The organism is Candidatus Azobacteroides pseudotrichonymphae genomovar. CFP2 (genome assembly GCF_000010645.1).
Lineage (GTDB): Bacteria > Bacteroidota > Bacteroidia > Bacteroidales > Azobacteroidaceae > Azobacteroides > Azobacteroides pseudotrichonymphae.
In genome coordinates, this window is record NC_011565.1 from 599,399 (window position 1) to 620,653 (window position 21,255).

General features: G+C 31.6%; 16 protein-coding genes and 1 tRNA gene. 5 read left to right on the forward strand and 12 right to left on the reverse strand.

Features of this window, described 5'->3' with window-relative positions:
• Positions 1 to 7: 7 nt before the first annotated feature.
• From truB to CFPG_RS02465, 3 genes are read right to left on the reverse strand one after another with little or no spacing between them, the layout of a single operon-like run.
• The gene (gene truB, locus CFPG_RS02455) at positions 8 to 688 is read right to left on the reverse strand and encodes a tRNA pseudouridine(55) synthase TruB (protein WP_012573453.1); all 681 of its coding nucleotides are present in this window, start codon (positions 686 to 688) and stop codon (positions 8 to 10) included.
• A gap of 13 nt (positions 689 to 701) precedes the next feature.
• Entirely contained in the window at positions 702 to 926 is a 225-nt protein-coding gene (locus CFPG_RS02460; protein WP_012573454.1) for a DUF3098 domain-containing protein, read from the reverse strand.
• Between the two features lie 12 nt (positions 927 to 938).
• Positions 939 to 1,823, reverse strand: a complete 885-nt coding sequence (locus CFPG_RS02465; protein ID WP_012573455.1) for a cell division protein FtsX — start codon at positions 1,821 to 1,823, stop codon at positions 939 to 941.
• A 151-nt stretch (positions 1,824 to 1,974) separates the two neighbouring features.
• Between CFPG_RS02465 and CFPG_RS02470 the strand changes: the two genes are divergently transcribed.
• Together CFPG_RS02470 and hemW are read left to right on the forward strand one after the other, a co-directional pair.
• Positions 1,975 to 2,062, forward strand: a tRNA-Leu gene (locus CFPG_RS02470).
• Between the two features lie 2,508 nt (positions 2,063 to 4,570).
• A complete protein-coding gene (gene hemW, locus CFPG_RS02475; RefSeq protein ID WP_012573456.1) occupies positions 4,571 to 5,686 on the forward strand; it encodes a radical SAM family heme chaperone HemW in 1,116 nt (371 codons plus the stop codon).
• Here hemW and CFPG_RS02480 read toward each other — a convergent pair.
• On the reverse strand, positions 5,664 to 6,128 hold the full coding sequence (locus CFPG_RS02480) for a CYTH domain-containing protein (RefSeq protein WP_012573457.1): 465 nt from the start codon (positions 6,126 to 6,128) through the stop codon (positions 5,664 to 5,666). The two genes, hemW and CFPG_RS02480, sit on opposite strands and share 23 nt — an antisense overlap.
• Positions 6,129 to 6,673: 545 nt before the next feature.
• Here CFPG_RS02480 and modB point away from each other — a divergent pair.
• The 3 genes from modB (at position 6,674) to CFPG_RS02495 (ending at position 9,589) form a co-directional block, all read left to right on the forward strand.
• Complete coding sequence (modB, locus tag CFPG_RS02485) at positions 6,674 to 7,354, forward strand: molybdate ABC transporter permease subunit (RefSeq protein WP_012573458.1); 681 nt, start codon at positions 6,674 to 6,676, stop codon at positions 7,352 to 7,354.
• Positions 7,351 to 8,004: an ABC transporter ATP-binding protein gene (locus CFPG_RS02490; RefSeq protein ID WP_012573459.1), complete on the forward strand. Its 654-nt coding sequence runs from the start codon at positions 7,351 to 7,353 to the stop codon at positions 8,002 to 8,004. The genes modB and CFPG_RS02490 overlap by 4 nt, the downstream gene beginning before the upstream one ends.
• A 103-nt stretch (positions 8,005 to 8,107) precedes the next feature.
• On the forward strand, positions 8,108 to 9,589 hold the full coding sequence (locus CFPG_RS02495; protein WP_012573460.1) for a succinate CoA transferase: 1,482 nt from the start codon (positions 8,108 to 8,110) through the stop codon (positions 9,587 to 9,589).
• A gap of 19 nt (positions 9,590 to 9,608) precedes the next feature.
• Here CFPG_RS02495 and CFPG_RS02500 read toward each other — a convergent pair whose 3' ends face one another.
• From CFPG_RS02500 to nhaD, 8 genes are all read right to left on the reverse strand, one after another.
• The gene (locus CFPG_RS02500) at positions 9,609 to 10,526 is read right to left on the reverse strand and encodes a transcription antitermination protein NusB (protein ID WP_012573461.1); all 918 of its coding nucleotides are present in this window, start codon (positions 10,524 to 10,526) and stop codon (positions 9,609 to 9,611) included.
• 231 nt (positions 10,527 to 10,757) lie between these two features.
• A complete protein-coding gene (locus tag CFPG_RS02505; RefSeq protein ID WP_012573462.1) occupies positions 10,758 to 11,936 on the reverse strand; it encodes a pyridoxal phosphate-dependent aminotransferase in 1,179 nt (392 codons plus the stop codon).
• A gap of 33 nt (positions 11,937 to 11,969) precedes the next feature.
• Positions 11,970 to 12,947: a thioredoxin-disulfide reductase gene (trxB, locus tag CFPG_RS02510; RefSeq protein WP_012573463.1), complete on the reverse strand. Its 978-nt coding sequence runs from the start codon at positions 12,945 to 12,947 to the stop codon at positions 11,970 to 11,972.
• Positions 12,948 to 13,659: 712 nt separating this feature from the next.
• Positions 13,660 to 15,990 carry an FtsK/SpoIIIE family DNA translocase gene (locus CFPG_RS02515; RefSeq protein WP_012573464.1) on the reverse strand — a complete coding sequence of 777 codons (2,331 nt, stop codon included), beginning with the start codon at positions 15,988 to 15,990 and terminating at the stop codon, positions 13,660 to 13,662.
• Between the two features lie 17 nt (positions 15,991 to 16,007).
• The gene (dnaG, locus tag CFPG_RS02520; RefSeq protein WP_012573465.1) at positions 16,008 to 18,020 is read right to left on the reverse strand and encodes a DNA primase; all 2,013 of its coding nucleotides are present in this window, start codon (positions 18,018 to 18,020) and stop codon (positions 16,008 to 16,010) included.
• A gap of 2 nt (positions 18,021 to 18,022) precedes the next feature.
• Complete coding sequence (locus CFPG_RS02525; RefSeq protein WP_041572399.1) at positions 18,023 to 18,220, reverse strand: hypothetical protein; 198 nt, start codon at positions 18,218 to 18,220, stop codon at positions 18,023 to 18,025.
• A gap of 685 nt (positions 18,221 to 18,905) precedes the next feature.
• On the reverse strand, positions 18,906 to 19,625 hold the full coding sequence (locus CFPG_RS02530; RefSeq protein WP_012573466.1) for a DNA alkylation repair protein: 720 nt from the start codon (positions 19,623 to 19,625) through the stop codon (positions 18,906 to 18,908).
• A gap of 7 nt (positions 19,626 to 19,632) precedes the next feature.
• Positions 19,633 to 20,982, reverse strand: a complete 1,350-nt coding sequence (nhaD, locus tag CFPG_RS02535; protein WP_012573467.1) for a sodium:proton antiporter NhaD — start codon at positions 20,980 to 20,982, stop codon at positions 19,633 to 19,635.
• Positions 20,983 to 21,255 lie beyond the last annotated feature (273 nt).

The window sequence follows — 21,255 nt, forward strand, 5'->3', positions numbered from 1 at the left end:
TAAATTATTAAACTACAAGCATTTTATCTAAATTCTCTATTTTTAAGCAATCATCTAGTGTTATATTACCTATTCTTGTTCGTGTGAGTTTTGTTAGATATGCACCAGAATGTATTGTAATTCCGATATCACGAGTTAAAGCACGGATGTAACTTCCTTTACTGCAAACTACGTGTATTTGTATTTCTTTAGGTTTATATGAGAGCAGTTCTATCTTTTCAAAAAAGACCAACTTGGGTTTTAACTCTACTTTCTGATTTTTTCTTGCTAATTCATATGCTTTGCTACCATTAATTTTACACGATGAAAAAGTTGGTGGAGTCTGCTCTATATTGCCAAGGAATTTTGACAATGTTTGTTCTACTAATTTTCGGGTAATATGCGATGTTTCGAAGATATTGTCTATTGGTGTTTCCAAATCAAAAGAGGGGGTTGTCGCTCCTATGTGAATTGTAGCGATATATTCTTTGGTTTGATGCTGAAATGCTTCAATTTTCTTGGTTGCTTTTCCTGTGCAAATAATCATCACTCCCGTTGCGAGTGGATCTAATGTACCTGCATGTCCTACTTTTATTTTTTTTAGACCTAAAAATTTAGAGATTACATGCCTAACTTTGTTTACCAAATCGAAAGATGTCCAATATAGTGGCTTATCCAAATACAGAATCTCTCCTTTTTGAAAATTCATATCCAAAAAGTTTCTATTTTGGTTTTTTAAGAATAGCACAAATCACCAACCCAAAACCTGATATAATTATGACAGGAGCTATTAAAATTCTTCTTGTACTGAATATGCTTGGATCAAATCCAGTCTCTTCTGAAAATTTCCCTTCTGCCATTACAATAAATCCGATGACAATAACAATAATGGAAATAAATAGAAGTATGAAATTTTCTTTCCCAAATGCTAATCGCTTCTTATCCATTTCAAGAATTTATTATGTTTTATAAAGTTCGTTTATATCAGCACTTATATATTTACTTACAGAGAAATAGGTAGCAATGGAAGAAATAAGGATTCCAAATACAAATACACTTCCAAATGTAAGTGATAAGGAATTTGAATTTAGTAATTCATTTGTATTTAGAACATTATTTCTTGTATAATCAATTAACCAATATAACAATCCACAAGCGATAACTGATGCGATAATTCCGACAATAATATTTGATATTATGAATGGCTTGCAGATAAATCCTTTTTTTGCACCAACCAATTGCATAGTACGGATGAGAAAACGCCTGGAATATACTGTCAAGCGAACAGTATTACTAATAAGTGCAAAAGAAATAAATAATAATCCACAAGCGATATTCAAAAGAACAAAACTTATTTTAGTAATATTGTTAGTTACCGTTTTTAATATTTTTTCGCGATACTCTACTGTTTTAATGTTACTATTAGAGATTTTCTTAAGGTAAGTTTTTATAAACTTCAAACTATCAGGGTTAGCATATTGCCATTTTAAATGAATAACAATTATGTCAGGCAATGGATTAAAGCCTAAAAATTCTTCGGGATTTTCCCCCAATTCTATTGATAACTTTTTGATGGCCTTTTCTTTTGGAACATAATTGACTTTTTTGGTAAAAGGAGATTTTTCCAATGAGTTTTGTATACATTGGATTTCTTTTTTATTTGTATTGTCCTGTAACACTATATCAAAAGATAGATTTTCTTTTATAAAATTGGACAGATCATTCGCAAATAAAGATAGGAAAACAACTAAACCTAGTAAAACTAGTACTAATGACATACTAATCGTGGTTATGACTTTGGAGTTTATAAACGTACTAGGGAAAAACTTGTTATTTTTTCTCATTTGTATTTGTATGAGCTCCACTACTAGTAGTAGTGGCTAGGATAGATTGCAAATCTAGAGATTTTTTTGCAAATTTTTGATTAAAATTGGAAAATTTTATCTGTGAAAATTTTGTATATTCAGTTTCTTTTTAAGCACTAAAAAAGTTGAAGCCCGAGTGGTGGAATTGGTAGACACGCCACTTTGAGGGGGTGGTACTGGGTATTTATGGTGTATGGGTTCAAATCCCGTCTCGGGCACTGATCTACAAATATTTGTGCATGGGAAGTCTTTGTTAGAAATAGTGAAATTTTAATATCATTAGAAAAAAAATCATGTGATGTATGAAAAAATTGACAAATTCTAATGTCGATAGGTAGATTTTTCTATTTCTTTACTACTACTCCCAAGTGGGAGTGTAATGCTCATATTGCTTGAAAATGTATATTGTAAGTGATTGAATTAATAATGAGTTATAGTATAAGAAATAAAGAAAAAAAACTTTTTTTTAAACTTTTAGAGTTTATGAAATAGTAAAATTATTTCTTTAAAGATTACAGAACAAGAAAAAACAATTAAAGAATTCAAAGAAATCAGTACGAAACTCTCAACTTTTTGGATTTATTCTACCGGAAGAGTAGGGATTTTTTCCTTTTGTCAGACTTTATCGAAAAAGAGTTGAAAAACAAGTATTACGATTTAATCGTTTATAATAGTCAGATCGAAAAATAGGGAGAGATCATTACGAATATGTTTTTGGGCAAGATTCAAGGGGGGGGGGGGGATATCAGAATACGAAAGTATATGACTTGATTTTGCGTCTAAGCTTATGCCTGATCATCATCAGGTTATAGTCGAAGAAGTTGTTGTCTATTGTTATAGACATATTTGTATACAAAGTTGGCCAGTGCGATACAGGTGACAGCGAATGCTTTTTCGCAAGGATTTCGTTGTGTATCAGCCGCACTTTTCTCTCGCTTTGCTTCAAGATGTCTTTTGGCTTTTGTTGGTTTTCAGGTTATGTTTAATCTAGTTTTCTCCTCCCTTCATTTGGTAGGGAGGTTCAGGTCTATACTTAAAAATAGTAACTTGTAGACAAATAAATTCTTTTTGTAACAATTTTCGAAACAAAATGAAATTTTTGACAAATTTAAATAAATCGTTTCAACTGAAAAAAGATGAAAAAGACTCTTATATTCTGTATGGGTTTTTTGATATGTTTTGTCTGCTTTTTTGCAGAAAATGGTATTGCAACAGGGTTACTGGTACTGTTACTTTCGTATGTGTTAACTTTAAGTGAAATGTAAGAACACTCAATCTCAACAGATTGTTTCCAACAATAGAAAGAATTATTCTTGCATCGATTTTTCAAAAAATAGAAGCACCCTCATTACTTTATTATTAAAGTATTACTTTATTATTAAAGTACTTAAATTAGACAGGAGAAGTTAGCATTTTGTTTGTTCTTTTTTGTTTATATCACAAGGTAGAAAATCCGCTATGAATCCGCTATGAATATGAAGAGGCTGATTAAAAGACTGATTATATTGCTTGGACTCTGGAGTTGGAGTAGCTTTGGCTTTTTTCTGATATTGGCCTAACTGTTAGTGAGGGACATACGGCTTTCTGGTTTATTCTGGGTGTATCGTCTCTCACAGGTATTGCATAAATAATGCTAGTATGAAGATAGCAAATAAAGAAGAATGATATGTAGTGGAAATTGCTGATAATATGTGGATAAATAATAGATTGTAGAGATAATGGATGTAAAACGATCAGATAAAACAAATAAACAGGACTTACTGCATTATTAAATAATGCAGTAAAAAATGAGAGCATTGAGAAAAGTAAAGGAGATGGAACTCAGAATGGATTTTGAGGACAGTAAGTCCTGCGACAAATCCGAAGAACTATAACTGGCTCTTTAAGGTTGGGCAAGTCTCTTACAGGAGGAAGTAAACGTCATACAAAAGAATGATGGAAACGATTAAAAAACAATGAAACTAAACTGGGTTCAAGTTTGAATGAGAATCCTATAGTAGAACGGAAAGATCTGTACCTGTATTCGGTTGGAGAATTAGGTTGGAAAAACAAGAAAGAAGAGAATGTAAAACCATCCCTTTTGATGAAGTTTTTGAGGAAGAAATGAGACAGTTGTGAAGAATATGTAAAAAGTGGGAAGGAAATATAGGCATTAAATTAGGTATGTTTACACTATAAATTATTTCCTGAAGTGAAAATGGATTACAAGAAGTATATTAAAGCTGCAATTTTCTTGCGGATAAAAATTGATTCCTTGTTGAGTATGAACTGGGTGCAATAGATTCATGTAATGAAATAGAGAAAACTACACCCCAATGTACGAAACTGGGAAAGTTTAGTCGTGAAAGACCAGAGATTGGTATCGTAGTCTCTGAAAGCAGAGGAAGACAATGGTTATGACTACGGCTATTACCCTGTAAAAAAGTATGGAGACAGATAATTTTTCAATTTTATTCGAAATATTTTGTTTTTATTTTTCGTTTTCTTTTTTTCTTTTTGAATTTGGTAGAATTCCAGTTCTACCCCCCCCCTTATTAGTTATAATAGTAGAAAATAATTCAGTATAAAAATTATTATCATAGAGAAATGTAAATTGTTGTCAATTCATGGAATTGATACCATTTCCTGAATAAAGATAGATAGATTGAATAAGAGTCTCTCTTTATAATATCTAGGGGGGGGGGAAATGGCTGGGAATCTGAAAAAACCGTGAAGTTACGCATAATATGAATGCTGGAATTTATATTCACATCCCCTTTTGTAAAAATCGTTGTATTTATTGCGATTTTTTTTCTACTACGCATTTAAATTATAAGACACATTATGTTAATGTCTTATGTAATGAGTTGGAGCAGCGAAAAGATTATTTGAATAAACATAATATTGGGACAATTTATTTTGGTGGAGGAACTCCATCGCTTTTGTCATTTCCAGATTTTGAAAAAATATTCAGAACAATTCAAGAAAATTTTCTTATTGAAGGATTTGAAGATAAAGAGATTACTATTGAGGCAAATCCAGAAGATGTAAATGATAGATTTTTAACTTTGATAAATTGTTTTTCTTTTAATCGAATTTCGTTGGGGGTGCAAAGCTTTCGAGATGAAGAGTTGATATTTTTGGGTCGAAAGCATGATGCTTATTCTGCAGTGAAAGCGGTCGAAAATTGTCAAAAAAAAGGTTTTCTAAATATAAATGTTGATTTAATTTATGGTTTACCTGGTCAGTCTTTGAAGGCATGGGAAACAACAGTTCAACAAGCTATTTCGTTAAATATTTCGCATATTTCAGCTTATCATTTAACCTATGAGCAGGGGACAAAACTTGATTGTATGCAACGACAGGGACTTATTAGACCTGTAGACGAGTTGGAGAGTTTGGAAATGTTTGAAATTCTAATAGATAAATTACTTACTGCAGGCTTCGAGCACTATGAAATTTCTAATTTTGCTAGTCCTACTTATTATTCCATGCATAATATTGGTTATTGGAATGGCAGTCATTACTTGGGTGTTGGTGCGTCGGCACATTCTTATAATGGGAAAACGCGTCAATGGAATCGAGTAGATTCTGGTAGAATTTTCAATTATCTCCCCGAGATAGAGATTATGAATGATAAAACTACTTATAACGATTTTATCATTACACGTATAAGAACTATGAAAGGCATTGATTTAGATGAATTATTATTACTCTGTGGAGAAGAGAAAAAACTTTATTGTTTAAATCGAGCAGAGAAATATATGAATAATCACTTACTACAAATTATCTCTAATCATTTACAGTTAACAAGAAAAGGCTTGTTTGTATCTGATGGTATTATGTGCGATTTATTAAGTTGACATTACAGTATTTCGGATTTTTTGTAACTTCCCTACCTAACCATTCAGGTAGCTCAAAAGGTGTGTTTTCAGATGGGAGTTCAAGCTCGGCAATTATCAATCCTTCGTTTTGACCATGGAATACATCTACTTCAAAAATATGATTTTTGAATGGGATATGATATCTGTCTTTTTCAATCTTTCCGGGTAAGCATAGCTGAATTAATTTTCTTGCCTCGTCTACTGGGATAGAGTATTCATATTCATAATGAGAAAAGTTATTAATATTATTTGCCCCTTTGATGGTAAGAGAAGCAGATGTATCTTTTATTCTGACACGAATGGTTCTTTGTGGAGAGATCATTAAGTATGCTTGAATAATTCTTTCTTTTTTTGCTACATAAGGATAGAAATTTCCAGCTACTAAAAATTTTCTTTCTATTTCTATATTGTTTTCTTTCATTACTTATCGTTTAAGTGTATTCGTTTTTTTGTAAAAAATGTTAGCATTGTTATGACTTATTGAGTTAGTAGGCTGATTATAAATTGTAAGATTAATTGTAAATGTAATAATAGCTATTATAGAAATAGCTATTATAGAGAGTATAAATATTTAGTAAAAAGTATTTAGTAAAAAGACCCAAATGCATGATCAAAGTCAATTTTCTCCAGCACGAAAACTGGAGGGTTCTAAAAAACTATAGGGAAGGTGGTAATCGATTGTGAATTCCTATTCATTTTCATTTTTTGTAAGGTCAAATTCTGATTTCAAATAAATAAATAAATAAATAAAAGGCGAATAAGCTTATCACTTAAATTTATGATTATATTCGTATAGATCTGTGTTGTGAAGGGTTATAATTAGTGAGTCAATTTTTACCCGAAAGTAAGGAAAAAAAACAGTAGTTGTAACTTGTTGTCTTATCCTTTCCTTTCTTTTCTTTCGATAAAGGTACATATTTGGAAACTTCTTTATTTATCATCAAAATTACTGAATTTTGTTTTTGAATGGATACTGATTTTATTGATACACTTATACTTACAGGCAAATTAGCGTCTATTACTACAGTATGTCTTTTATTAATAGGTGTATGGATCGCTTATGCCTTAGCTTATTCGAATTCACGTTTCAAAGTAGTTTTCGAGGCACTCATTTGTATGCCAATGGTTTTGCCTCCTACTGTAATTGGGTATTATTTGTTAGTAGCATTTGGTCCTAAAAATATATTTGGAAAATTTTTAGAAAATTCATTTGGCATTCGTTTAGCATTTTCCTTTGAAGGTGTTTTGATAGCAAGTATTATAGCTGGCTTACCTTTTATGATACAACCTTTACAAAATGGATTTTCTGCTCTTCCTGTTAGTTATCGTGAAGCAGCTTATACTTTAGGTAAATCCAAAATAACTACTTTCTTTAAAGTCCTATTGCCAAATATTAAACCTTCTATAATTACAGGTATCGCATTGACTTTTACACATTGTATAGGAGAATTTGGGATTGTATTGATGATAGGTGGAAATGTATCTAATGAAACTCGTATCGCTTCTATTGCTATTTATGATGAGGTACAGACCTTAAATTATACAACTGCAAATCTTTACTCTTTGATATTATCTTCTGTTTCATTCTTTTTTTTAATACTCATTTATAGTATCAATAAGAAATTTACAATCAGTTCAGGAATATGATTTATATAAATATAGAGCAGACGTTGCTTACTTCCGAAGGAAAACATAAATTAATATTAGATGTTAAAATTCCAAGTAGACAACTTGTTTCTTTATTTGGAAAATCAGGTAGAGGAAAAACTACGATACTTCGTACAATAGCAGGACTATTGAAACCAGAAAAAGGTATTATTCAAATAGATAATACAATTGTTTTTAATTCTTTTCAAAAGATTAACATCAATCCACAAAAAAGGAATATCAGTTTTATGTTTCAAGATTATGCTCTTTTCCCTAATATGACTGTAGAAGAGAATATTCTTTTTGCTCAAAAAAAAGATAAAGCATTCATTAATCGTTTGATAGATGTTTTTGAGTTAGGGACACTTCGGAAACAAAAACCTGATAAATTGTCTGGCGGACAAAAACAAAGAGTGGCATTAGCTCGTTCTTTAGTAAGAAAGCCAGTTGTACTATTGCTCGATGAGCCGCTTTCGGCACTTGACGAAGAAATGCGTCGATCCATGCGGACAGAAATATTAAAAGCACATCAGATGTTCGATTTTACTACATTGATGGTTAGTCATGATGAAGAAGAAATCAAACAAATGTCAGATTATGTTTTATATATCGGTGAATGTTGTAGACTTGTTAAAAATGAAATCTTTTAGAAAAAATATTATTTTTGTATCAACTCTTATAGAGTTGTTGTTTTTTCTTGAATAAAAGGTGAGTGTTTGCCAGTTTTATTTATCAATATTGCTCAATGATGATATGTTTTATAGAAAAATAACGGCGGAGGAAGCTGCAAGCTTGATTAAAAATGATGATGTGATTAGTTTGAGTGGTTTTACCGCAACTGGTTGTCCTAAGGCTATAACGAGAGCTTTAGCGGCAAGGGCGGAGGTAGAACATGTTAGAGGGAATCCTTTGAAAGTGGGATTATGTACTGGAGCTTCTACAGGAGAATCTGTTGACGGTGTGTTATCACGTGTTAATGCTATCAAATTTCGTACTCCTTATCAATCTAATGTAGATTCAAGAAAGGCATTGAATGACCATGATATTCATTACTTTGATTTGCATATTTCGGAACTTGCGCAATATTTGCGCTATGGTTTTCTTCCTAAACCTGATTATGCTATTTTGGAGGTTTGTGATATTACTGAAAGTGGTAAAATTGTTCTTACTTCTGCTGTTGGGGTTGCTCCTACTATCGCTCATTTAGCCGATAAAATTATTATAGAATTCAATCGGTATCATCCCAGAGAATTGGTTGGTATGCATGATATTTATGAACCTATTGATCCTCCTTATCGTAAAGAAATTCCAATATATTCTGTAAGTGATAGAATAGGTGTTCCGTATGTGCAGATAGATCCTAGGAAAGTAATGGGGATTGTTGAAACCGATCTTCCTAATGAGATATGTTCATTTACCCCATTAGATAAATTAACGGAACAAATAGGTAAGAATACAGCTGATTTTTTACATGGTGAGATAAAGATTGGCCGCATTCCTCTTTCTTTTTTACCGATACAATCAGGGGTAGGAAATGTTGCCAATGCAGTCTTAGAAGCTATGGCTTTGAACAAAGAAATTCCTGCATTCGAAATCTATACGGAAGTAATCCAAGATGCTGTTATTGGATTGATGAAAAAGGGGAGGGTTAAATTTGCAAGCGGTTGTTCATTATCGCTTACTACCCCTGTGTTAAATGAAGTATACGCTGAACTGTCTTTTTTCAAACAAAAATTTTTGCTTCGTCCGCAAGAAATATCCAATAATCCAGAGATAATTCGTCGTTTGGGATTAATTTCTATTAATACAGCTTTGGAAGCAGATATATTTGGAAATATCAATTCTACACATATAGCAGGAACTAGAATGATGAATGGCATTGGTGGAAGTGGCGATTTTTGTAGGAATGCTTACCTTTCTATTTTTACTACACCTTCTACAGCTAAGGGAGGCAAAATATCTTCTATTGTACCTATGGTGTCGCATGTAGATCACAGTGAACACTCTGTTAAAGTTTTGATTACAGAACATGGTGTAGCAGACCTACGAGGACTTTCTCCTATTCAGCGAGCAGAAACAATTATCAGTAATTGTGTGGATGACCAATACAAGGATGTTCTATGGAGGTATTTAAAACTTGGGCAAAGAGGGCATACTCCTCAAAATATAGATGTTGCTTTATCTTTCCATGATGCTTTCAATAAAACTGGAGACATGAGAAATGTACAATGGTAAATCTCTTAAAAAGAGAAAATTAGTTTTTATTTATTTTTAGTATTGAGACAATTGCTTGTAATATCCCATTGATGAAAGAAGTACTTTTAGGAGTACTGTAATAGCGTGCTAGATCGATATATTCATTTAAAGTTACTTTCAAAGGGATAGCAGGGAAGTTGTTGAGTTCGGCGAGTGCCATTTGCATAATGATAAGGTCTAACAAAGCTATACGTTTTTTATCCCAGTTTTTCATTTGAGTATCGATTAGATCGGAATTCTCTTCTGCTTCTATGATTGAAGAACGTAAAAGTTGTATAGCATACTCCTGAGTTGTATTATCTTTAAATAAAGGGAGTAAAACGGGTTCAGCAATAGATCTGTTTTGAAATTGTTTGAGAGTTTTTAGTACGAGCATGGTAGTTGCCTCTAAATCGTCATTCCAATAGATACTTTTTTGTTCTAGCCATTCGGATACTATTTGGCTTTTTAGAATAATTTGTTTAAAAATAGCTTCCCAAAATTCGTAATTATTTTTATAGGCGTTATCGGAAGAAATATATTTTGTATAATTATCAGACTGCTTAATTTCATTGAGCAAAAGTTCAATAAAATCGGTTTCACTATTGGTTCGTAACCAATTACTATGTTTATTGGCAAATTGTATGAGAGCAATATGATTTCGTAATTTTTTTGCTAAAAAATTATCGGCAAATTTTCTATTTATATATTGTTCCTTAAACAAAAGAGAATGTTTATGTTTTTGTTTATCTAATTTTTTTTGTTCAGCATTGGTAAGTTCAATGATGATTAGAAGAAGATAATAATATAAGTAACGTGTTTTTTGCAAACTAAGATTTAATTCATTCTCTGCTTCCATTAAGTCTTCATTGCCTTTTTGGTGGTAAGCGTATAAAATTTGAAGTACTTTGGTACGTATAAAAGTACGATTGATCACTGTATAGAGTTTTTTTTTAGAAACGAGAATAAAAGATATTATTAGAGATAATAAAGAGAAATTATTTTTATGAGTGTTATTAAGAGCTCTTCCATATTTCTATGGCAATTCGTTTAGTAACAGAATTGAGTGGAAAATCTCTTTTCATCAGTAAAAAACAATTTAAAAAACCTTTCGCAAAAATTATACTAAAAATGGTGGGAATTAAACTTTCTTCACCAATTCTGAAATTTATTGTAAGACGTTTTTTACTCTCTGTATTGCCTCGGTCAATCTGTCGTCATTGATAGCATAAGAAAATCGGATATAATTAGGAGCACCAAAAGCATCTCCGGCAACAGAGGCTACATGTCCTTCTTCTAAAAGATACATTGCCAAATCGACAGAGTTTTCTATTTTCTTCCCCCGAAGAACCCTACCTAGATATTCTGAACAATCAGGGAATAAATAAAAAGCACCTCGTGGACGATTTATCTTGAACCCTGGAATATCCAGACAAAGCTTTATCATCAAATTGAGACGACGTTCGAAAACTTTACACATAGTTTTTACACAATCTAAATTTCCGTTATACGCAGCTTCAGCTGCTTTTTGGGCAATGGAACTTGCCCCGGACGTGTATTGTCCCTGTAATTTGTTACAAGCAGAAGCTATCCAGGTAGGAGCAGCTATCCATCCTAATCTCCAACCAGTCATGGCGTAAGCCTTGGATACTCCATTGACAATTACCACTCTTTCACGAATGTTTTCAAATTGTGCAATACTTTCATGTTTCCCAACATAGTTTATGTGTTCATAAATTTCGTCAGAAATGATGATTATATTTGGATATTTTATTAGTATCTCAAATAAACCTTCTAGTTCTTCTTTTGAATAAACACTTCCAGTAGGATTGGATGGAGAACAAAGAATAATGGCTTTGGTTCGATTGGAAATAGCAGCTTCTAGCTGAGCAGGAGTAATTTTAAAGTCTTGTTCAATATTTGTATGGATGATAATATTAATCCCCTCAGCCAATTTGACCATTTCTCCATAACTAACCCAGTAGGGTGCAGGGATAATTACTTCATCCCCTCTATTGATAATAGATAGTACTACGTTGCATATAGATTGTTTTGCTCCATTGGAGCAAACAATCTGTTCTGGATTGTAATTCAGATTATTTTCACTTTTCAATTTTCCAACAATTGCATTTCTTAAAGAGAGATAGCCTGGGACAGGAGAATAAAAAGAATAATTTTCATCAATTGCTTTTTGAGCAGCTTTTTTAATAAAATCGGGAGTAGCAAAATCAGGTTCTCCCACACTTAAGTTGATAACATCAATGCCTTGTATTTTTAATTCATTGCTTTTTTGGGACATTGCCAATGTCTCAGAAGGAGACAGGGCAGTTAAACGTTTAGATACCATGGATTAAGTCTTTAAATATTCAATTAATAATTATTAATGTTTCATTTCATTTAAATATCTTTCTACTTCAATTGCTGCCATACATCCTGCTCCTGCTGCTGTAATAGCTTGCTGATAATTAGGATCGGAAACGTCCCCTGCTGCAAATACTCCTGGTAAATTAGTTTTAGTAGTACCATGTTGTGTTTTAATGTAGCCGTTTGAATCGGTAGAAATATAAGTTCTAAAGATTTCCGAGTTCGGTTTGCGCCCAATAGCTAAAAAGAATCCATCAATGGTCATATCTATTTTTTCTTCATTAGCTTCTCCCCTATATTTAATTAAGTGAATGCCTTCTACAAATTCTTCTCCAAATAACCCTATCACATTTGTATTAAAATACACTTCTATTTTAGTATTACTTAATACTCTGGTTTGCATAATTTGAGAAGCACGTAAGTGATTTTTTCTTACAATTAGATATACCTTATTTGCTATACTTGCCAAGTATAAAGCTTCTTCACACGCTGAGTCGCCTCCACCTACTATAGCGACTATTTTTTTTCGGTAGAAAAAACCATCGCATACGGCACAAGCAGAAACACCTCTCCCAATATATTTTTGTTCATCTGATAAACCTAAATATTTGGCTGTAGCTCCTGTGCAAATAACCAATGTATCTGTTTCAATTGTTTGTTTATTGTCAATAACAACTTTATACGGTTGTCGAGACAAATCGCAGGCAGTAACTGTTCCTTTACGAACATCAGTACCAAATTTTTGGGCTTGTTTCTTAAAATTTTCCATCATCTTAATACCGGTAATTGCATCAGGATATCCGGGAAAATTTTCAATTTCGAAGGTAGTGGTTAATTGTCCTCCCGATTGAGTTCCTTCATATAAAATTGGAGATAAACTGGCACGAGCCGTATAAATAGCCGATGAATAACCGGCAGGTCCAGAACCAATTATCAAGCATTTTACTTGCTCTTCATCTTGAAGAGATGATTTGTTATTTGTATTGTGTTTCACAATTTTTGTTTAACTAATTTTATTATCCAAGAATTTTTTTTATGTTTTTTGCGTGTATCTTACATGGATTGTCATAAGCTCACATTTTTCTATTGAAAAATCATTTAATAATTCAAGAGTCTTTTTTAGAAAAAAAGTTAACAATTCCTTCTAAATATTTCTCATCGAAATTAGGTATGGGATTTGTTTTATACAAAAAAATACAAGTAAAAATATTATCATATCATAATATCATAATAGAATAGGGTGCCTTTAATGGCATTTGATTGATAATCCTAATATCAGTTTATTGATTTGTCTTGGATTATACCAATTATGCAATTCCTATTGAGATTAAACTTATCATCCTATATTTTGATGTTTGATTTTTTGTCAAAAACAAAATGTTTACCGTTGAAAGTGAACATTTGTTCTGTATTTATTACATCACAAGCGATGCTTTTCAGCTTTTTTTTGAAAAAATGTGAATTTGTCACAGACAAAAGAGATCTTCAAAAATAATCTGCATTACAAAATTTTATTAATATTTTTGTTTTTCGTTTGTTGTAGTATTAGCTCTATCTCATGTATCATTCTTTTATTTATTCCTAATATTATCTTCGTACTTCCAATTTTATTATGATTCTTCACTGATTCTTTCCATCGAACCATATTTTTATACCTGATGATATTTTTTGTTAAATGACAATTTGTTATCATCGCATGATTTTCATTATTCTAATTCTAAAATTTTATCTAAGTGATATTCATCACTGATCAGTACTTCACGTGCTTTACTTCCTTGTGCCGATCCTACAATGCCTGCATCTTCTAATTGATCCATTAATCGTCCAGCACGGTTGTATCCAATTTCGAATTTACGTTGAATAAGAGAAGTAGAACCCTGTTGATGAGTAACCATTAATCTGGCTGCTTTGTTAAACAGAGGGTCTCGATTAGATAAATTTGTCGTATCGCGTTTTTCAATATTGTCTTCACTGGTATATTCAGGTAATATTTCAGCATTAGGATATCCTTGTTGATTACTAATGTATTCAGTTATTTTTTCTACTTCTGAAGTATCTACAAAAGCACATTGGATACGAGTTAAATCATTGCCTTGCGAAAATAACAAATCGCCCTTTCCAACCAAATGATTAGCTCCTGAGGTGTCGAGAATAGTACGAGAATCCACCATTGCTGAAACACGAAATGCTATGCGAGCAGGAAAATTCGCTTTGATAATTCCTGTAATAATACTTGTGTCAGGCCGTTGAGTTGCGATAATCATGTGTATCCCTACAGCACGTGCCAATTGAGCTATACGGGCAATAGGTAATTCTATTTCTCTCCCGGCCGTCATGATTAAGTCACCAAATTCGTCTATAATCACTACGAAATAGGGCATATATCGGTGTTTTTTTTGTGGGTTAAGCTGACGATTTACAAATTTTTCATTGTATTCCTTCATGTTACGAACATTTGCTTTTTTCAATAGATTATAACGTTCATCCACCTCTTTAGTTAAAGAATTAAGTGTTTGAACAACTTTGGTGACATTTGTAATAACAGGATCTTCTTCATTTGGTAGTTTGGCAAGGAAATGTTTTTCTATTTCAGAATAAATATTAAACTCTACTTTTTTAGGATCGATCAGAACAAATTTTAATTGAGCTGGATGTTTTTTATAAAGTAATGAAGTTATAATAGCATTCAATCCAACAGATTTTCCTTGTCCTGTAGCTCCGGCTACGAGTAAGTGAGGCATTTTACAGAGGTCAAAAACAAAAGTTTCGTTGGTAATCGTTTTACCCAAAGCGATAGGCAAATCTAACTTAGTTTCTTGGAACTTCTTGGATGTAATGACCGATTTCATGGAAACAGTTTGTGATTCACGATTAGGCACTTCTATGCCTATTGTTCCTTTCCCTGGTATGGGAGCAATAATACGAATTCCCAAAGCTGATAATCTTAATGCAATATCATCTTCTAAGTTTTTTATTTTTGAAATACGGATTCCTGCTTCAGGTTGAATTTCATATAGAGTAACAGTTGGTCCTACAGTAGCCTTTATCATAGCTATTTTTATACCAAAACTATCAAGTGTGGAGAGAATTTTGTTTTTATTAGTTTTTTGCTCTTCCATGTCAATTTGTAATTCGGAAATACCGCATTCCTTCAATAAATTTATTGGAGGACAGAGGTAGTTAGGCAATCCTAAAGTTGGATCATATTCTCTTACTTTTTCCAAGTTATCTTTATTTATTTTCTTGGAGAATCCCCTGTTTTTTTCTTTTATTTCAGAAATAATGGTCTCTTCTTCTTTTGGCTTAACTACTTCGAAATGTTCTATTCCGTTCGAAAAGTTTTCTTCTGTTTGAAACGGTGGAATATGTGAAGCATTTTCTATTTTCTTTTCTTTTGAAAAACCTATCTTATTCTTGTTTTTTTGTTTAGGGGTTATTAGAAAATAAATGATTTCTATGTTGACAATTGCTATAGAAATAATGAATAGCAAAACTATAATTAAGAGAGTCCCAGATGTGCCAAAATTATAGACTAAAATATTGGAAACGATAAATCCATGTTTCCCTCCTATGTATAGAGCTGTTTCTTGAAAGAATTTTCCAAAGAAAAAAGTAAGTGTTATAGATAACCAGATAGTTAATAAGGAACATAGGATAAAATTACGAATTAAACGTACATAGTACACTTTCATTAGTCGCAGAGCTACGAAAACAGTAAATAGTAATAGAAAAAACGTTGATAGACCAAACCCTTCGTTCATCAAAATGCTACTTAAAATAGCACCCCGTAAACCTGCCCAATTTGCAATTTCTTCTGCTTCTATATTTTTGAATTGAAACAAGGAAAGTCCTTCTATCTTACTTTGGTCAGTATTACTAGTGAAAAAGAATGAAAATATTGAAATACTAGTATAAACTACAATTATTAAAATAATTAATCCTACAAAATAATGTGTGGTACTACTTTGGAAAAATACTCTGATTGTTGAAAATTTGGAGTTAGTATTCGTTTTTGTTATTGTGGATTTCTTTTGCATTATAAATACAAAATTTATTATAATTTGGTAATTATTCGCTCGCGTAAACGTAAAGCAATAACCTTTTTTGTTTTCAACAATCCACTAAGCTGTGAAATCAGTTCTTTTTGTTTATCGAAGTTATTCCCTTTTTCGGCCAATTTAATTTGCTTGTTTATAGTTTCTACACGATGTTTTAATATTGCATTTTTGTAATTTAACATTACGTAAGGGATTTCTTTTAGCAACATTTTATTTATTTGCGACTGTTTTGTGGTCTTTAATTTTTCTTCGTTGACTTTTGTCTCTTTATACTGGGAAAAAACTTTGCTTTCAATATACTTGTCAGTTGAAATATCAACAGCAAAATGACTTATTTTGATATCCGAATGATTTTTATAATATTCTTCTGCAATAAAATTATTTTTTTTACACCATTCGTATCCTTCTTTTAACATTTTTCTATATAATGGATAGTGCAACTCTATTTCATCTTCTTCCAGATCGGAGACAATGAATTCAATTACGTTCAAATTAGCCGAAATCAGTTCATTCGTACCCTCATCTTCATATTCGTAATAAAAATATTGTTCTCCGTAACGAACTACATAATACATGATGTTCGTTTCGTATTCGTAAAAAGGGAATGATAGATTTAAATTATGTTCAAGAGATGGTAGGTTGTTGATTGTATTTTGTTGTTCTGTTTTCTGTAGTTGCAATTTATCATTTTTCTTCTTTTGAAGAAATAGTTCTTCCCTTTTCTTTTCAACGTTATGCATTAAAAGACGTTCATCTATATCGAGTAAATAGGAACACTCCTTTACATAAATTAAGCGGGTAATTTCTTCAGGAATTAATGCAATGGTATATACTGTTTCAGTAAGGATTTGTACTTTTTTGATAGGATCATTACCTGCATCTTGCATTAATAACTCAACTTTAAATCTGACGAAATCCGTTTCATTCTTTTTGATATAATTATTGAATGAAGTAGCTGATTGTTTTTGTGAAAAAGAATCTGGATCTTCCCCTTCTGGAAGTAATACAGTTTTGATATTTAAACCAGTTTCTAACAAGAGATTAATACTTCTCAAGGCAGCCTTGATTCCTGCAGTATCCCTATCGTAAAGTACAGTTATATTTTTGGTAAAACGTCGAATCAGTCGAATTTGTCCTTGTGTTAAAGCTGTTCCAGCAGAAGCAACCACGTTTTCTATGCCTGCTTGGTGCATGGAAATGACATCGGTATATCCTTCTACCAAATAACATTGATCATATTTGACTATTGCTTGGCGAGCAAAATAAATACCATAAAGTTCATTACTTTTATGATAGATTTCGCTTTCTAGGGAGTTAACATATTTAGCTACTTTTTCTTCTTTTTTTAAAATACGTCCTCCAAAAGCGACTATTTTTCCTGATAAAGTATGTATAGGGAAAATAACCCTTTCTCTAAAACGATCAATAGTATAATTTTTTTCTATAATACTCAATCCAGTTTTTTTAAGATATTCTTGTTTGTACCCGGCTCTTATAGCTGTCTGTGTAAATGAATCACGTTGAGAATCAGCATATCCAAGTTGAAATTTTTGTATAATATCTTTTCGAAAATTTCTTTTTCGAAAATAGGAAAGTCCTACTGATTGTCCTTCTTTCGTATCGAAAAGATTAGTAGAAAAGGTCTTCTGGGCAAAACTATTAAGAATAAACATTGCCTCACGGATATTTTGAATCTGTTTTTGTTCATTGCTCATTTTTATTTCACGAAATTCGATACCATATTTTTTTGCTAAATATTGCAAGGCCTCTGGATATGAAAGTTGTTCATACTTCATTACGAAATGGATGGCTGTACCGCCTTCTCCACAGGCAAAACATTTATAAAGATTTTTGGCAGGTGAAACATAAAGAGAAGGTGTATTATCCTCGTGGAAAGGGCATATCCCCACATAATTGACTCCTCGTTTTTTTAGAGTAACGAAATCTGAAACAACTTCATAAATTTGTGATGCGGACTGGATCCGCTCTATGGTAATAGAGTCAATCATTGTTAAATAATAGATTTGTTCAACCAGTTATTCACATTGGTGTCGTAATGGATGAGATGTTGCTCGTATATCATCTTCTTTATAGAAGCATGTTTTACTTTCATGCTACTGCGCAAACGCATGTAGACTTCACTTGTTGCGAGTATCCATGCTTCCTCTATCTTAGATAAAAGAGTAATGGATAGAATTAGTTTTTTCATGACTATAGTTTTTTCATGACTACCGTTTAATTTGATTGTTTATGTAAGTAGAAAATGTAGAAAACGGCCATGGTCGTTGTAGTCGAATTTCAGTTCTTTAGACTTTCATTTTAACTCTACTTTGTCTATGTGATGAGTTATTTTTTTTCTCCATTTATCCTTGTCATTAATTTTGTTGATAATGGTACGTATTGGAATTCTTCTTTCTTTCCTACGTAAACTTTTATTGCTCTTCAATAGGAAGAGAGGAAATTTTGTTTCCTTTGCTATTCTCTTTAGGCTTGAATTTTTTATGTAAGTAAAATCAATATATACTTAAGAAAAGAAAGCTCGTTTTTTTCATAAAAACACCCTTCTTTTTTATATTATGTTTGCTTCTCTATGATGAGAAAACTTATTCCTAGGTCAAATTTTTCGAGCCTTTCTCTAATTGTCGTTCAAATCCTATGTTGGCATTAATTCTAATTAGCATCATTAGCCTTTTCTTTTAGTTTCAATTTTTTTCATATTTTTCTTGTTCCGATTTTCGAAAGTTTTCATTTGTTAAAATGCACCTTTATTTTTTTAGGTAATGCTTTTATTATTTATCCTCAATCATGAAAACAATAACGTAATAATGATATATTTTATATATAATAATTACCAATTAACCATGATTTAATCATGATCAGATTTTTTTTAAATATCAAAAGAGCTTTGTGACTTTTTTTAAAAAATGTGTTTTCTCTTCAGGAGAGAAATGTTTTATAGCATACCTCAGCATTGTACGGGGCATCCGTTTGTAATTTTTTTCAAGGAAACTAACTATTATCGGATAATTTCTTTTGCTGACTTCCCGTAACATCCATCCAACTGCTTTGTGTATTAAATCGTGTTGATGATTCAATAATTTTTCTGATATAGCTAAGGTATCATCAAATTGTTGATTTTTGATGAATGTCCATGTAGAGACAATAGCTATTCGTTGTTCCCACAGATTATTGCTTCTGCAAAGCTTATAAAGCACATCTCTATCCTCTTTGTTTAACAAATATGATCCTATCACATCACGACAAGTAATATCTACCAAGTCCCAATTATTAATTCTATGAATATTTTTCAGATAGAAATTAAATATTTTTTTTCTTTCTTCCTCTTTTTTCGTCTCCTTAAACTGTTTGACTAAAAATAGTAATCCTGCTAATCGGACTTCGTGATACTTGGAATCTAGTAGTATTTGTATTTCTGAAAAAGGGAAGTTAGGACTTTTTTTAACGATATCTCTAACCATTGGGACAGACAAACCTAACATAATATCACCTTCTGCATAATCACCTTTTTTTGTTTTAAAATATTTTTGGAGAAATTTTGCTTTTTCGATGTCGGAAACAGACAAAATTTTATAGAGAAGAGATATAGCATTCATTTTTCTCTTAATTTAAAAATAAAGTCTGTTGAAAAATATACATAAAACATCCACTCAAATAACCTATTAATGTCAACCATGATATTTTTTTCAAATACCAAATGAAATCAATCTTTTCCATACCCATTACAGCTACACCTGCAGCAGAACCAATAATCAAAATGCTTCCTCCTGTTCCTGCAGTGTAAGCAAGAAAAGCCCAGAAATAGTGATTAATTGGGAAATGATACATTCCTATTATTCCAGCTACCAAAGGAACATTATCTACTATAGAAGAAAGAATTCCTATAATTACAGAAATCAAGTAATATTTATTTGGTTCTTTCATCGAAATTTTTTCCAAAGAACAAGAAAGTAGATCCAATTGTCCACAAGTCTGCAAAGCACCTACTGCCATTAGTATACCTAAAAAGAAAAGAATACTAGGAGTATCAATTTGTTTTAAAATATTATGTACAGATAAATAATCATATTTGTTACTTAATTGCTTTTTATGTATGAAGCCAGTTACAATCCAAAGAATGCCTAAACCTCCCAACATTCCCAAATAGGGGGGAAGATGAGTAACCGTTTTGAAAATAGGAACAAATAGTAGAGCCCCAATACCTAAAAAGAACACAAAATTTCTTATTCTACTTGAAAAAACAACTTCTTTCTCTGAATTATTTGTTTTCAAACGAGTAATAGATCCTTTCATCGTAAAAGAAAGTATTCCAAAAGGAATAATTATGGATGTCAACGCAGGTAAAAACGTGTTAAAAATAATATAACTCGAACTAACTTTGTCTGCAATCCATAACATAATAGTTGTAATATCTCCAATAGGAGACCATGTTCCGCCAGCATTCGCTGCTAGAACAACCATACTTCCGAAAAACCAACGTTCTTTCTTATTAGAAATTAATTTTCGTAACAAAGCAACTATCACGATAGATGTTGTAAGGTTATCCAATACAGCTGACATAACAAAAGTCAAAAGCCCAATAATCCACAACAAAGAGACTTTTTGAGTTGTGTTAATTTTATCTGTAATTAATCTAAAACCTCCATATACATCGACTATCTCAACAATTGTCATTGCCCCCAAAAGAAAAAATAAAATCTCTGATACTTCCCCCAAACGTTCAACTAAAGGAACATGAGCAAGCCAAGTTGCAAAATTTGGACAAGAATAATGCTCACAATAAGACAGAAAGCTACCATAAACTGGAGAGGACGACCAGTCTCCTAATGCAAAAAATATCCATAAAAGTATCGCCAATAACAATGCCGTAGCTGTCTTATGAATATGCAATAAATTTTCTAGGGCAATACACGCATAACCTATTATAAAGGTTACAATCATCAAAATGAACATAATAAATAACTGATATCAAGATTTAATGGAGATCAAAGATAATTAAGAAGAGTGGATTTTTTGAATATTCCTTCGTAGACTATGAAACTTATTAAATTAAGGAAACAACGACATGTAGACAGTGTGTTTTTTGTATCAAAAAGATATTGTTATATATAATATGACAAGATTATCCAACTCCTCGTATTAAAATTTATATATATAAAAACTTTATATATATAATTATAAAGTGTATTTAAAGATATTTATGAAAATCAATTTTTATTCGTAAGA

Excerpts from the sequence above, each read along its gene's own strand:
- dnaG (WP_012573465.1), bottom strand. The coding sequence starts at position 18,020 with ATGATTGACTCTATTACCATAGAGCGGATCCAGTCCGCATCACAAATT.
- CFPG_RS02505 (WP_012573462.1), bottom strand. The coding sequence starts at position 11,936 with ATGGTATCTAAACGTTTAACTGCCCTGTCTCCTTCTGAGACATTGGCA.
- CFPG_RS02495 (WP_012573460.1), top strand. The coding sequence starts at position 8,108 with ATGTTTTATAGAAAAATAACGGCGGAGGAAGCTGCAAGCTTGATTAAA.
- CFPG_RS02530 (WP_012573466.1), bottom strand. The coding sequence starts at position 19,625 with ATGAATGCTATATCTCTTCTCTATAAAATTTTGTCTGTTTCCGACATC.
- CFPG_RS02465 (WP_012573455.1), bottom strand. The coding sequence starts at position 1,823 with ATGAGAAAAAATAACAAGTTTTTCCCTAGTACGTTTATAAACTCCAAA.
- modB (WP_012573458.1), top strand. The coding sequence starts at position 6,674 with ATGGATACTGATTTTATTGATACACTTATACTTACAGGCAAATTAGCG.
- CFPG_RS02460 (WP_012573454.1), bottom strand. The coding sequence starts at position 926 with ATGGATAAGAAGCGATTAGCATTTGGGAAAGAAAATTTCATACTTCTA.
- nhaD (WP_012573467.1), bottom strand. The coding sequence starts at position 20,982 with ATGTTCATTTTGATGATTGTAACCTTTATAATAGGTTATGCGTGTATT.
- CFPG_RS02490 (WP_012573459.1), top strand. The coding sequence starts at position 7,351 with ATGATTTATATAAATATAGAGCAGACGTTGCTTACTTCCGAAGGAAAA.
- CFPG_RS02480 (WP_012573457.1), bottom strand. The coding sequence starts at position 6,128 with ATGAAAGAAAACAATATAGAAATAGAAAGAAAATTTTTAGTAGCTGGA.
- hemW (WP_012573456.1), top strand. The coding sequence starts at position 4,571 with ATGAATGCTGGAATTTATATTCACATCCCCTTTTGTAAAAATCGTTGT.
- truB (WP_012573453.1), bottom strand. The coding sequence starts at position 688 with ATGAATTTTCAAAAAGGAGAGATTCTGTATTTGGATAAGCCACTATAT.
- CFPG_RS02515 (WP_012573464.1), bottom strand. The coding sequence starts at position 15,990 with ATGCAAAAGAAATCCACAATAACAAAAACGAATACTAACTCCAAATTT.
- CFPG_RS02525 (WP_041572399.1), bottom strand. The coding sequence starts at position 18,220 with ATGAAAAAACTAATTCTATCCATTACTCTTTTATCTAAGATAGAGGAA.